The sequence below is a fragment of the Sphingomonas phyllosphaerae genome (assembly GCF_036946485.1).
GTDB lineage: Bacteria > Pseudomonadota > Alphaproteobacteria > Sphingomonadales > Sphingomonadaceae > Sphingomonas > Sphingomonas phyllosphaerae_E.
Map to the genome: position 1 here is coordinate 873,531 of NZ_JAQIJA010000005.1, position 12,955 is coordinate 886,485.

Below are 12,955 nucleotides of genomic sequence, written 5' to 3' on the forward strand. Positions count from 1 at the left end.
CTTCTAGCGCATCGACGACGGGCGCGATAGGCAGGGTCATGCCTGTACGCCCCGCCGATATCGCGCTCGCCCACCGCCTCGCCGACGCCGCGGGCGCGGTGATCCGCCCCTATTTCCGCCAGCCGGCCGGGCTGGAGCTGAAGGAAGATCGCTCGCCCGTGACGCGCGCCGACCGCGAGGCGGAAGAGGCGATGCGGCGGCTGCTCGACGCCGAGTGTCCCGGTGACGGCGTGGTCGGCGAGGAACATGGCGTGAAGGACGGCGTGACCGGCCGGCAATGGGTGCTCGATCCGATCGACGGCACGCGCAGCTTCACCGCCGGGCGCGCGATCTTCGGGACGCTGATCGCGCTGGTCGAGGATGGCTGGCCGGTGCTGGGGATCATCGACCAGCCGGTGCAGCGCGAGCGCTGGACCGGCGTGACCGGGCGACCGACGCTCCTCAACGACGCGCCGGTGCGAACGCGGGCGTGCGCGGCGCTGGAAGGGGCGATCGTCGCCACCACCAGCCCGCATCTGTTCGAGGATGCCGACGTCCCGCACTTCATGGCGCTGGTGACCGCGGCGAGCGGCGGCGCGCCGCGGCAGGGGCCGGTCTATGGCGGCGACTGTTATAATTACGGGCTGTTGGCGAGCGGGTTCCTCGACATCGTCTGCGAATCCGGGCTCAAGCTTTACGACTTCGCGGCGCTGGCGCCGATCGTCGAGGGCGCGGGCGGGCGGATGTGCGACTGGAACGGCGACCCGCTGACCGCCGACAGCGCCGGGCATGTGCTGGCGATCGGCGACCCGGCGCGCACCGACGAGGTGCTGGAGGCGCTGCGCAACGTCGGGGGACATGACCACCACGAGCATTGAGTTGGCGCGTGTTCAGGTAGGCCTGTGTGACCGGTTCCGCTCCACTAGCAGACATTCGCTATGTGTGAGACGCTGGGTTTATGAGGATCGAGCCCTTCTTTGCGGCAGTGTTGTTGTCCGCCTGCGGTGCTGCTGAGGAGCCGCGACAGGCCGCCACGATGGATACGATCGAGCGGCAGGTGCGTATGCCCAAAGAGGCGTTGGCCCTAACCCGCTACAGCAGGTTCTACACCGCAATTAAGTCTGGCGAGGTTATCGGGACCTACGTGGGGTCAGCGCACAAAGATCTGCCGGTAGGGCAGAGGCGTTGGGTAAGCGACGTTTATCATCTACCTGCAATCAACGACGGCGAATGCTTTATCGTCAACGTCATCTTCGAGCCGAAGACGAACCGGGTAACGCAGGCCTTCTGCAACGGCGCCGCGTAATATCCGCTATCCACCATGTCGAGCCGTTGCCAGCGGCAGGGGATCGAACCCGCACCCCGACCGTCGCCGAGGATCGCTGTAGCGATACGTCTACCAATTCCGTCACGCTGGCGGTGCGGCGATAGCACATAAACTTGGACGAGCGTCACGTCCGCTATCCACGAAGACCAGCCATAGCACTCACCACTTCGACAACGTGAACCGGTCCACGTCCAGCCAGCCGCCTTTGCCGGCAGGATTGTAGCAGGACAGCGCGAACTGGACGCCCTGGAAGGTGCCGGTCTGCCAGTCGAACACCAGCGGCACCGTTCCGCCGATCGGGGTGAAGCGGCGGCCGTCTTCGCTGTAGGATAGGGTTGCGACCTTCGCGGGGAAGTCCATTTCGGTGCGCAGCCACAGGCGCGTGCCACGGAAACGGCGCGCTGGCTCACGGATGTCGATGTGCGGGCCGTCCTTGCGATCCTCGGTGACGCGCATCGTCAGCGTGTTCGTGCGGCCGAGCACCGACAGTTGGGCGCTGAACTTGCCGAGCGTGCCGAAACCGCAGACGTCGCCCGGCCGCAGCGCGCTTGTGTCGACGAGCACCTCGCCCCGCGCGCGGGGGGCCTGACCCTTTTGCACCAGGGTGTTGCGCGCCCACCAGAATTGGCTCCCCGGCGCGGCGTGGAGGCGGAGCCAGCCCGGGCGCTCGCCCAGCGACCAGCGCCGGTCGAGCGGATTGTGATTCCACTGCCACTGGCGGCCGAGCGTGCGGGCGGCGAAATCGTCGCTCGACGGTGGTTCGGCGAACGACTGTCCGGCGATCGGCTTGCGCGCGACATCGGGGACGCGGCCCGGCGCGTCGGGTGTGCCCCACACCGGCCAGTCGTCGCGCCAGAACACCGGGCTGATGTTGGTGACGCGCCCGATCGCACCGCTGTCGCGCATCACGAAACCGTACCAGCCGCCATCGGGCAGATCGACCAGCGCGCCCTGATGGCCGCCGGTGGTGTCGTCGATTTGCGGGCGGGTTTCCCACGGGCCATCGAGCGCGCGCGCGCGGGAGACGGTGAGCGCGAGTTTGCCGGGGATCGCGTTGAACAGATAGTAATAGCCGTTGCGCTTCAGGAGCTTCGAGCCCTCCGCGCCCTTGTTGTAATGGATCACGCGTGAGGCGGTGATCCGCGTCGCGTCGCGGTCGAGCGTATGGAGCGTGATCGTCCCGTCGCTGCCGATCGACGTGGCGAGATAGACCGCGCCATCGTCATCGAAGAACAGCGCCGGATCGAAGGCGGCACGATTGAGCGTGACATGCGTCCATGGGCCCTTCGGATCGCGCGCACGATAGATGCGGGTATGCTGTCCGACCGGCGTGACCGCGACGTAGAAGACGCCTCGCCGGTAGCGCAGGCTCGGGGCGTAGAAGCCGTGCCGGTACGAACCGCCATCGGCCATGTCGAACGTCGGCGAGCCATCGAGCCGCGACAGCAGATGCGACACGATGTCCCAGTTCACCAGGTCGCGCGAGTGGAGCAGCGTGATGCCTGGTGCATTCGCGAAGGTGGTGCTGGCGAAATAGAAGTCCGCGCCCACCCGGATGATGTCGGGATCGGGATAATCGGCATTGAGCGGCGGGTTGGCATAGTTGCCGTCACCCCGATCGCTGCGCCAAACCTGCGCATTAATGGTAGCGGGCGCAGCAAGCGCGAGCGCACCGCCCATGGTGGTGCAATGCAGCAACAGCCGTGCTTTTCCAGCCAAGATGCAATCCTCTCATTTATATGATCGTATAACGATTTGTCGTTCTGTCGACGATGCTTATGAAAGCAGTCCTTACACGTGAAAGCTGCTGTTGCTAAACCGCCACAGTCATCTCCGGCTTTACGCTAAATCAGCCGTGGACCGGCATTTACGACTATCCCCAGATTGACACCTCAGGGCGCGCTGATAGCGATAACGTCAATCATGTCGCAAACATGAACAAGGCGGCGAGTTGCCGTCACAGAGGAGGGGATGATGAAGGGAAGCCATGTCATGGGCGCGCTCGCGCGTTCGTCGTCGGTGTGGGCGCTCGCGGTAGCGGCAGCGGTGCCGGGCATCGCAATGGCGCAGACAAGCGGCCAGAGCACGACCGAGAGCCCGACGAACGCCCAGCCGGCCGACGCGACGCCGACCGGGCAGGATCCGGCGCCCGGCGCCGACGACATCGTCGTCACCGGCGTGCGCGCCAGCCTCGACCGCGCGATCGCGATCAAGCGCGATTCGCCGGGCGTGGTCGACGCGATCAGCGCCGAGGACATCGGCAAGTTCCCCGACACCAACCTCGCCGAATCACTCCAGCGCATCACCGGCGTGTCGATCAACCGCGTGAACGGCGAAGGGTCGCAGGTCGCGGTCCGCGGCTTCTCGGGCGGGTTCAACCTCGTCACGATCAACGGTCGCCAGCTTCCCGCCACCAACATCGACACCAGCGGCGGCAATCTGTTCGCGCGCGGTGCCGGCCGCTCGTTCGACTTCCAGAACATCGCGTCGGAAGGCGTCAGCGGGCTGGAGGTCTACAAGACCGGCCGTGCGGCGGTGCCGACCGGCGGCATCGGCGCGACGATCAACATCGACACGCGCAAGCCGCTGAACTCGCGCGAAACCGGCGTCACCGGGTCGATCGGTGCGAAGGCGCTGTACGATACCTCGGTCGAGAAGTCCGAAGACACCAAGCACCGCGTGACCCCCGAAGTCTCGGGCCTGCTGAACTATCGTAACGAAGAGGGCACGTTCGGCGCGGCGGTGTTCGGCAGCTACCAGCTCCGCTACTCGGCGTCGGCGCAGTCGAACCCGAACTACTGGAACGTCATCCCGACCGCGGACTTCTTCAATCCGGGTACGTTCATCAACTCGACGACCGTGATCGACGGCACGCGTCCGACCGCGCCGTATGTGCTGGTGCCCAACGACAGCCGCTATCAGTTCTCGGAAAACCGCCGCGAGCGTATCAACTTCCAGGGCGTGTTGCAGTTCAAGCCGACCGACAATCTGGAATTCACGGTCGACAGCCTGTTCGCGCAGAACCGCCTGCGTGAATCGCGCAGCGAGCAGACGAACTGGTTCAACCGCCCGTTCAGCGAAGTCCGCTTCGACGACAATCCGAACATGGCGACCGCGATCTTCCTGCGCGACTATCTGCCGACCAGCCCGAAGGACGAAGGCTTCGAGCAGCAGCAGGCCGCAACCAAGGCGCGGCTCGGCTCGGTCGGCCTGAACGCGAAGTGGGAATTCGCGTCGAACCTGACGCTGACCGTCGACGGCCACCATTCGGTGTCGACCTCGTCGCCGGATAACCCCAACGGTACGACGGCGACCACCGTCGCGCTGGGCGCGCCGGTGATCCAGGGCCATTCGCTCGACTTCAGCACCGGCTTCCCGCAGCAGGCGCAGGTCATCAACGATTGCTATCGCGCGACGCCCGCGGATCAGCCCAAGGGCAATTGCAACGGCGTGCTCGACATCGGTGATCTGGGCGCCGCCCCGGCGCGCACGATCATCTCGCGCCAGACGCAGCGGATCGACCAGATCCAGGCACGACTGGGCTGGGATCTCGGCGGCGGCAGCCGCTTCGACGTCGGCGGGTCGTACACCGACTCGAAGATGCACTCGACGCAGACCCAGACGCAGCAGACGCTGGGCGACTGGGGCCTCCAGAACCCGGGCATCATTCAGCAGCTCGCACCCGAGCTGGTCAGCCAATATTGCCTGACCTGCAAGTTCGACCACTTCAACCCGGCGTCCGAGGGCTCGTCGCTGATCGCGTTCCGCGGCAATGCGATCGACCTCTACAACGTGCTGAGCCCGTACTACACGCAGCGCGGCGCGCCGCCGGCGCCGTCGGCCCCGGCCGACGACACCGTGCAGGAGAAGATCTGGTCGGTGTTCGGCCAGTTCACCTGGAACGGCGAAGTCGCCGGCAAGGCGGCGAACCTGGTGATCGGTGCGCGCTACGAGCAGACCCGCGTCGTCTCGGACGCGGTGCAGACGTACAACAACATCGTCTGGACCGCCGACAACGACTTCCGCGGCGACGCCAGCGGCGTGTTCACCGCGATCCGTCAGCGCGGCAGCTACGAGAATTTGCTGCCGTCGGTCGACTTCAGCATCGAGCCGATCACCAACGTGAAGGCGCGTGTGTCGTTCAGCCGCACGCTGGCGCGCCCGGATTACGGCAATCTGTTCGCGACCGCCTCGGCGGGGGCGCCGGGTCGTCCCACCGCGCTGGGTGGCATCCCGACCGGCAGCACCGGCAACGCCAACCTGCTGCCGCTGCTGTCGGATAACTTCGACGTGTCGCTGGAATGGTATTACAAGCCGTCCAGCTTCGTCTCGGTCGGCTTCTTCGACAAGCGCGTCGCCAACTTCCTGGGTACCGGCATCGTCAACCAGAATCTGTTCGGGTTGCGCGATCCCAGCTCGGGCGCGGCGGGGTCGCGGTCCGGCACCGCGGCGGCGTTCCTGCGCTCCAGCGGCTATGATCTGAGCGACGTCAACCTGTTCACCTATACCGCGCTGCTGGTGCAGAACGGTGGCAATCAGGCGGCGGCGACGACGCAGTTCAACGCCAATTATGTCGCGGGCCGCGGGTTGCAGCAGACGTTCGTCGACCAGATCCTGTCGCAGGTCGACATCTCGTCGGATGCCAACGATCCGCTGTTCAACTTCTCGGTGTCGCAGCCGATCAACAACCGCGAGGGGAAGATCCACGGCTTCGAGCTGGCGTGGACGAACTTCTTCGGCAACACCGGCTTCGGCTTCGCGGGCTCGTTCACCAAGGTGAGCGGCGACGTGAACGTCGATCCTTACGCCGACCCGACCGTCAACATCTTCGCGCTGACCGGCCTCGGCAACAGTGCCAACGCGACCGGCATCTACGAAAAGAACGGCATCTCCGCCCGCATCGCGTACAACTGGCGCGACAAGTATCTGGCGGCGACCAACCAGGGCGGCAACCGCAACCCGCTGTTCGTGGCGCCGTTCGGTACGCTGGACGTCAACATCAGCTACGACGTCAACGACCAGATCGCGGTCACGCTGGAAGGGATCAACCTGACCAGCGAGAGCGTGCGGACCTATGGCCGGACCGAGCGCAACCTCGTGTTCGCGCAGGAACTGAAGCCGCGCTTCCTGCTGGGCGCGCGTTACAAGTTCTGATCGGTCGCGACGATCGACGCTGCGGGAAGGGTCATCGCTTGCGATGGCCCTTTTCGTTTGGAACAAGGGTGCCATGACCTTCACGACTCTCGACAACGTCGATGATGCCGACCTGCGCGTCGCGGTGCGCGCCGGGGCTGCCTTCGGCGATCACGCCAATCTGCTGCCGATCATGCCGGCCGAGTTCGAGGAGGCGCAGCGCGAGTTCCCGATCGTGTTCCGGCGCGGCGAGGACGGCGGCATCCGCGCCTTCGTCCTGCTGGGGCTTGATCGCGGGGAGAATCTGTTCCTCGACGGGGATCGCTGGACGACGCGTTTCGTGCCCGCGATCCAGCGGCGGGGGCCGTTCGCGCTGGTGCGGGGCGCGGATGGCGAGATGGTCGTGCAGGTCGATCGCGACGATCCGCGCGTCGGGGCACCGGAGGGCCTTCCGCTGTTCCGCGACCACGGTGGCGACGCGCCGTATCTGGAACATGTCCGCGCCGCGCTGATGCAGTTGGCGGAGGGAGCGCAGAGCGAGCGGGCGATCCATGCCGATTGGGAGGCGGCGGGGTTGCTGCGCGGGGTGACGCTGCGGATCGATCTGGGCGATGCCGGCGGCTATGAGATGAACGACGTGCTGACGATCGATCAGGCCGCGCTCGCCGGATTGTCGGGCGCGCCGCTGGAGCGGCTCCATGCCAGCGGGCTGCTGCGCGGGGCGACGATGGCGGCCGCGTCGCTCGGCAATATGGGGCGGTTGGTCGAGCTGAAGACGATCAAGGAGGGCGCGTGACCACGGCGATCACCGAGCGACGCGTGCGCGAGATCGCGGCCGACGATCCTGCGGCGCGCGATCTGGCGGCGCTGGTCGCGGCAGGGGCGCCGGTGGTGGTTCGTGGACTGGCCGCTGACTGGGCGCTGGTCGCGGCGGGGCAAGAGGGGCCGCGTGCGGCGGTCGACTATCTGCGGCGCTTCTACAACGGGCAGCCGGGGGTGGGATATACCGCCGATGCCGCGCATGGCGGCCGGTACTTCTACGACGACACGCTGACGCGGCTCGATTTCGCGGCGGAGCGGGTGGCGCTCGACGACTATATGGCGCGGATGCTGGCGGCGCTGGGGGATGAGGGCGCGCCGTCCTTCTATATCGGCTCGACCGATCTGGAGCGGTTCTTTCCCGGACTGGTCGCCGAAAACCCGCTCGCCCGCGCCGATTTTGCGCGCGTGCTGCGCAGCATCTGGATCGGGACGCGCACCACCGCGCAGGCGCATTACGACATGTCGAACAACATCGCGGTCTGCGCGGTCGGGCGGCGGCGCTTCACTTTGTTCCCGCCCGATCAGGTCGCGAACCTCTATCCCGGGCCGCTGGAGCCGACGCCGGGCGGGCAGGTGGTCTCGCTGGTCGATTTCCGCGCGCCCGATCTCGATCGCTTTCCGGGCTTTGCCGAGGCGCGCGAGGTGGCGCAGATCGCCGAGCTGGAGCCGGGCGATGCGGCGGTCTACCCGGCCTTGTGGTGGCACCATGTCGAGGCGCTGGCGCCGTTCAACGTGCTGGTGAACTATTGGTGGAACGATGCGGCGGCGTTCATGGACACGCCGATGAACACGCTGCTCCACGCGCTGCTCAGCCTGCGCGATCGCCCGGTGGCGGAGAAGCGGGCGTGGCGGGCGCTGTTCGACTATTACGTGTTCGACGATGCGGCGCGGCCGGCCGCGCATCTGCCCGAGGCCGCGCAGGGTGCGCTCGCGCCGCTGGACGATGCGCGCGCGCGGCGATTGCGCGGCGACTTGTTGAGGAAGCTGAACCGATGACAGGCGTGCGGCGGGTGGTGATCGCGGGCGGCGGCACCGCGGGGTGGCTGGCGGCGGCGATGCTGACGCGGCAGCTCGGCGGCATGGTCGACGTGACGCTGGTCGAATCGGAGGAGATCGGCACGGTCGGCGTCGGCGAGTCGACCATCCCGACCGTGCGCGCCTTCCACCAACTGATCGGAGTCGATGAGCGCGACTTCGTCCGCGCGACCGGCGCGAGCTTCAAGCTGGGCATTTCCTTCGAGGGCTGGTCGCGCGCCGACGAGCGGTATTTTCATTCGTTCGGGTCGATCGGGCAATCGACGTGGATGGCGGATTTCCACCATTTCTGGCTGGAGGCGCGCGCGCAAGGCAATGCCGAGGAGATCGGCCGCTATTGCGTCGAGCATGAGGCCGCGCGTGCCGAACGCTTTGCGGGCGGTACGGAGGCGGGGCTCAACTACGCCTATCATTTCGATGCCGCGCGCTATGCCCGCTATCTGCGCGAACGCTGCGAGACGGATGGGCTGACGCGCGTCGAGGGCAAGATCGCGCGGGTCGAGCGCGACGGCGGAAACGGCGACCTAACGGCGCTGGTGATGGAGAACGGGACCCGGATCGCGGGCGATCTGTTCCTTGACTGCACCGGCTTCCGCGCGCTGCTGCTCGGCGAGACGCTGGGCGTCGGTTATGAGGATTGGGCCGAGTGGTTGCCGACCAACCGCGCGATTGCCGTCCAGACCACCGCGACCGGGCCGGCGGTGCCCTATACGCGCGCGATCGCGCATGATGCGGGGTGGCAATGGCGGATCCCGCTCCAGCACCGGCTGGGCAACGGCATCGTCTATGCCAGCGACTATCTGAGCGACGACGAGGCGCAGGCGCGCCTGTTGGGAAGCGTGACCGGTGAGACGCTGATCGAGCCGCGCGTGATCCGCTTCCGCACCGGGCGGCGGGTGAAGGCATGGGAGCGCAATTGCGTCGGGCTGAGTCTGGCGGGTGGGTTCGTCGAGCCGCTCGAATCGACCAGCATCCATCTCATCATGATCGCGCTGACGCGACTGTTGCAGTTCTTCCCCTTCGACGGGGTGAGCGAAGCCGCAGCAGCGCGCTTCAACGACATGGCGCGGCGCGAGATCGAGGGCGTGCGCGACTTCATCATCCTGCATTACACGCTCAACCAACGCGACGAGCCGTTCTGGCAGCGGATGCGCGACATGCCGCTGCCCGACTCGCTGGCGGCGCGGATCGCCTTGTTCCGCGAGGGGGCGCAGGCGTTTCAGGCGAACGACGAGCTGTTCACGATCACCTCATGGGTGCAGGTGATGCTCGGGCAGAAGCTGACGCCGCGCGCGCACAATCGCGTGGCGCGGATGATGCCCGAGGGGCGGTTGCAGCAGACGCTGGGGCAGATGGCGGAGAAAATCGCGGGGGCGGTACGCGGGCTGCCATCGCATCAGGCGTATCTGGATCGGGTGTAGCCACCAGCGTCATTGCGAGCGCAGCGAAGCAATTCAGCGCGTGCTGGTCCAACCCTGGATTGCTTCGCTACGCTCGCAATGACGGACGGTCAGCGCGCGGTCGCGTCCACAGGCGGGGATCGCGCGGGGTGTCGGGCAGCGACTGGCGCCGGGCGGCCATGAGCCCGGCGCGCGCGATCCACGCCAGCTTCGCGCCCTTCGAGGTGGTCACGCGGTGATCCCACGCCCGCGGCCCCCGCGCCGCGACTTCGCGCGCGATGTCGCCGTAGATTCCGGAGGCCGCCAGCACCGCCCACGCCGAGCGGAACGACAGCGCCTTGGTGCCGATCGCGGCGCTATCCTCATGAAGCTGGGCGCGCGTCGCGAGCCGCTTCGCCAGCACCGCCAGCCGCTCGCGATAGGGCGGCTTCATATGCTCGCCCGGCGGCATGTCCATTTCGACCAGCCAATCGTCGGGCAGGTAGCAGCGGTCGACGCGCGCATCCTCCTCGATATCGCGCGCGATGTTCGCCAGCTGGAACGCGAGCCCGAGATCGCAGGCGCGGTCGAGCGTCGCGTCATCGTCGGGCGACACCCCCATCACCACCGCCATCAGCAATCCGACCGCGCCCGCGACATGGTAGCAATAGCGGTAGAGATCGTCTTCGCTGCGCGGGTGCCAATCCTCGGCGTCGAGCTGGAAGCCGTCGATCACGTCATGGACGAAGCGGCGCGGCAGCCCGGTTTCGCGCGCCACGACGCCCAGCGCGTCGAACGCCGGATCGCCCGTCGGCTCGCCATCGAGCGCGGCGTCACTGAGCGCACGCACCCGCGCGACCCGCGCGCGTGCGTCGGTGACGATCGTGCGGTCGTGGCCATGGTCCTGTCCGTCGACCAGATCATCGCAGGCGCGGCACCAGGCGTAGAGCAGCCACGCACGCTCGCGCACCATCGGCGCGAACAGTTTCGACGCGGCGGCGAAGCTCTTCGAGCCGCGCGCGATCGACAACCGCGCGGTCTCGACCAGCGCCGCGCGCGTGTCGGTCACAGGTCGGAGGCGGCCATGCGCACGATCGGCTGCGTCGGGACGTGCGCCGCCATCCGGTCCAGCAGCCCGCCGAGCGTGTCGTCGACGATCAGCAGATCGCGATGCTGCGCGCGTAGGAAGCCGACCTCGCCCATTTTCTCCCAGAAGGCGACGATCGCGTCATAATAGCCGCCGGCGTTGAGCAGCCCGACCGGATCGGCATGATAGCCGAGTTGCGCCCAGCTGAGCGCCTCCCACAATTCGTCCATCGTGCCGGTGCCGCCGGGCAGGGTGACGAAGCCGTCGGCGAGATCGGTGAACATCTGCTTGCGCTGGTGCATGCCCGTCACGACGTGGAGTTCGGTGAGGCCGCGGTGCGCGACCTCGGCATCGACCAGCGCCTGTGGGATCACGCCGATCACCTCGCCGCCCGCCGCCAGCGCCGCGTCGGCGATCGCGCCCATCAGTCCGAGCCGTCCGCCGCCGTAGACGACGCCGATCCCGCGGGTGGCGAGCGTGTGCCCGACCTCGCGCGCGAGATCGAGGTAGAAGGGGTCGGCGGGCGTGGCGGAGCCGCAATAGATGGCGAGGCGCTTCATGGCGTCCGCGCTACGGGATCGGCGCGGGTGGGGCAATGGCGGGGTTGGTAGTCGCGTCGGCTTCGGCTCGGATGCACGATCGGGCGGCTTACACCTAATTGCTTCGCGACAGGCGTGACGCCGCCTTTTACCGTCATCCCGGACTTGATCCGGGATCCCACTTCTTCTTCAATCGAAGGCCAGGAAGAAGCGGGGCCCCGGATCAAGTCCGGGGCGACGAAAGTAGGGTAGGCCCACGAAACTGTAGGTTAGCCCTACGACACCCGCATCATGCGCGTTACGCTGACGCGAGCGGCGGGACGCTCCAATCGATCGTGCCGCGGCCGTGCGCCGCCAGAAACGCGTTGGCCTTGCTGAAATGGCCCGAGCCGAACCAGCCCTTGTACGCGGAAAGCGGCGAGGGATGCGGCGCGGTGAGGATCAGGTGACGCTCGCCGCCGCTCGCCGTGACGAGCGGGGCCTTGGCCTGTGCATGGCTGCCCCACAGCATGAACACGGTCGGCGCGTCCTGCTCCGCGACCGCGCGGATGATCGCATCGGTCAGTTGCTCCCAGCCGCGACCGCGATGCGCGGCGGCGCGGCCCTCTGCGACCGTCAGCACGGTGTTGAGCAGCAGCACGCCTTGCCGGGCCCAATGTTCGAGAAAGCCGTGCGTCGGCTGGGCGATGCCGCAGTCGGTGGCCAGCTCGCGATAGATGTTGGCGAGGCTGGGCGGCGGCTTCACGCCGGGACGGACCGAGAAGCACAGGCCATGCGCCTGTCCCTCGCCATGATAGGGGTCCTGCCCGAGGATCACCACGCGCACGTCGGGCAAGGCGGTGAGTTCGAGCGCGCGGAAGCGATCGGCGGCGGGCGGGAAGATCACCGTGCCGTCGCGCTCTTCCTCGGCGAGGAAGCGGGTCAGCGCGGCCATCGTCTCGCTGGCGAGCGGCGCGGCGAGCGCGTCGCGCCACGTCGGGTCGAGCGTCGGGGCGTCCACGCGCGTCAGCCGTCGCGGCGGTGTTCGAGCAGCCACGGGCGCGGGCGGCCGGTCGGCTTCGGCGTGCCGTCGAGCCGCACCGCGCGCACCACCTCGACCGGGCGCAGCATCAGCGTGCCGTTCATTTGTTGTCCGGTCGGCTCGGCGAGGATGCGCTTGACGGTCTTCTGCCCGGCGACGACGCGCCCGAACGCGGCATAGCCGGGGTCGCGCGGGCTCCAGTCCATGTACGCCGCCGGGCCGACGGTAATGAAGAAATTGCCGTTCGCCGACCCCGGCGGCCCCTTGCGCGCCATCGAGATCGTCATGTCGAGATGGCGGATGCCGGTCTTCTTCGTCGATTCGTGCGGGATCATGTCGAGGAAGCGCCGCGCGTCGGTGCGGATGCCCGACTGGATGAAGCCGGTGCCGGGCAGCTTCTTGCTGCGCGCGGTGCGATAGAAGCTGACGCCGTCGAAGCGGCCGTCGTCGACGTAGCGCAGGAAATTGGCGGTGGTGAGCGGCGCGTGGCGCTGGTCGAGCGCGAGCACGATCGGGCCGTCGGCGGTCTCCAGCCGGACGCGCACCCAGCCCGGTGTGGCGCGGTCGGCGCGCTGCGCCGTGACGGGCGCAGCGACGGCAAGAAGGGCGAGCAGCGGGAGGAAGCGGCGCATC

General features: G+C 67.6%; 11 protein-coding genes and 1 pseudogene. 6 read left to right on the top strand and 6 right to left on the bottom strand.

Annotated features, from left to right (window positions below; translation table 11 throughout):
* The first annotated feature begins 38 nt into the window (after positions 1-38).
* Entirely contained in the window at positions 39-857 is an 819-nt protein-coding gene (locus tag PGN16_RS12780; protein WP_335309776.1) for an inositol monophosphatase family protein, read from the top strand.
* Between the two features lie 80 nt (positions 858-937).
* On the top strand, positions 938-1,285 hold the full coding sequence (locus tag PGN16_RS12785; protein WP_335309777.1) for a hypothetical protein: 348 nt from the start codon (positions 938-940) through the stop codon (positions 1,283-1,285).
* Between the two features lie 27 nt (positions 1,286-1,312).
* Here PGN16_RS12785 and PGN16_RS12790 read toward each other — a convergent pair.
* Positions 1,313-1,397: pseudogene (locus PGN16_RS12790) on the bottom strand.
* 68 nt (positions 1,398-1,465) lie between these two features.
* Positions 1,466-3,025 carry a glycoside hydrolase family 43 protein gene (locus PGN16_RS12795; protein WP_335309778.1) on the bottom strand — a complete coding sequence of 520 codons (1,560 nt, stop codon included), beginning with the start codon at positions 3,023-3,025 and terminating at the stop codon, positions 1,466-1,468.
* Between the two features lie 255 nt (positions 3,026-3,280).
* On the opposite strand from PGN16_RS12795, the gene PGN16_RS12800 reads away from it, so the two are divergent.
* The 4 genes from PGN16_RS12800 (at position 3,281) to PGN16_RS12815 (ending at position 9,717) form a co-directional block, all read left to right on the top strand.
* Positions 3,281-6,460, top strand: a complete 3,180-nt coding sequence (locus PGN16_RS12800) for a TonB-dependent receptor (RefSeq protein WP_335309779.1) — start codon at positions 3,281-3,283, stop codon at positions 6,458-6,460.
* Positions 6,461-6,533: 73 nt separating this feature from the next.
* Positions 6,534-7,235: a SapC family protein gene (locus tag PGN16_RS12805; RefSeq protein WP_335309780.1), complete on the top strand. Its 702-nt coding sequence runs from the start codon at positions 6,534-6,536 to the stop codon at positions 7,233-7,235.
* Positions 7,232-8,257, top strand: coding sequence for a cupin-like domain-containing protein (locus PGN16_RS12810; protein WP_335309781.1), 1,026 nt, complete (start codon positions 7,232-7,234; stop codon positions 8,255-8,257). Before PGN16_RS12805 ends, PGN16_RS12810 begins: the two co-directional genes overlap by 4 nt.
* Entirely contained in the window at positions 8,254-9,717 is a 1,464-nt protein-coding gene (locus PGN16_RS12815; protein ID WP_335309782.1) for a tryptophan halogenase family protein, read from the top strand. The genes PGN16_RS12810 and PGN16_RS12815 overlap by 4 nt, the downstream gene beginning before the upstream one ends.
* A gap of 67 nt (positions 9,718-9,784) precedes the next feature.
* Here the strand turns inward: PGN16_RS12815 and PGN16_RS12820 are convergent, their stop codons facing one another.
* From PGN16_RS12820 to PGN16_RS12835, 4 genes are all read right to left on the bottom strand, one after another.
* Positions 9,785-10,744, bottom strand: a complete 960-nt coding sequence (locus PGN16_RS12820; RefSeq protein ID WP_335309783.1) for a phytoene/squalene synthase family protein — start codon at positions 10,742-10,744, stop codon at positions 9,785-9,787.
* Complete coding sequence (locus PGN16_RS12825; RefSeq protein WP_335309784.1) at positions 10,741-11,322, bottom strand: TIGR00730 family Rossman fold protein; 582 nt, start codon at positions 11,320-11,322, stop codon at positions 10,741-10,743. Before PGN16_RS12825 ends, PGN16_RS12820 begins: the two co-directional genes overlap by 4 nt.
* 277 nt (positions 11,323-11,599) lie before the next feature.
* Complete coding sequence (gene ung, locus PGN16_RS12830) at positions 11,600-12,301, bottom strand: uracil-DNA glycosylase (protein WP_335309785.1); 702 nt, start codon at positions 12,299-12,301, stop codon at positions 11,600-11,602.
* A 5-nt stretch (positions 12,302-12,306) separates the two neighbouring features.
* Positions 12,307-12,954, bottom strand: a complete 648-nt coding sequence (locus tag PGN16_RS12835; RefSeq protein WP_335309786.1) for a peptidylprolyl isomerase — start codon at positions 12,952-12,954, stop codon at positions 12,307-12,309.
* Between the last annotated feature and the right edge of the window lies 1 nt (position 12,955).

Coding starts and splice junctions, on each gene's coding strand:
- PGN16_RS12780 (WP_335309776.1), top strand. CDS start 39: ATGCCTGTACGCCCCGCCGATATCGCGCTCGCCCACCGCCTCGCCGAC.
- PGN16_RS12835 (WP_335309786.1), bottom strand. CDS start 12,954: ATGCGCCGCTTCCTCCCGCTGCTCGCCCTTCTTGCCGTCGCTGCGCCC.
- PGN16_RS12800 (WP_335309779.1), top strand. CDS start 3,281: ATGAAGGGAAGCCATGTCATGGGCGCGCTCGCGCGTTCGTCGTCGGTG.
- PGN16_RS12825 (WP_335309784.1), bottom strand. CDS start 11,322: ATGAAGCGCCTCGCCATCTATTGCGGCTCCGCCACGCCCGCCGACCCC.
- PGN16_RS12785 (WP_335309777.1), top strand. CDS start 938: ATGAGGATCGAGCCCTTCTTTGCGGCAGTGTTGTTGTCCGCCTGCGGT.
- PGN16_RS12805 (WP_335309780.1), top strand. CDS start 6,534: ATGACCTTCACGACTCTCGACAACGTCGATGATGCCGACCTGCGCGTC.
- PGN16_RS12815 (WP_335309782.1), top strand. CDS start 8,254: ATGACAGGCGTGCGGCGGGTGGTGATCGCGGGCGGCGGCACCGCGGGG.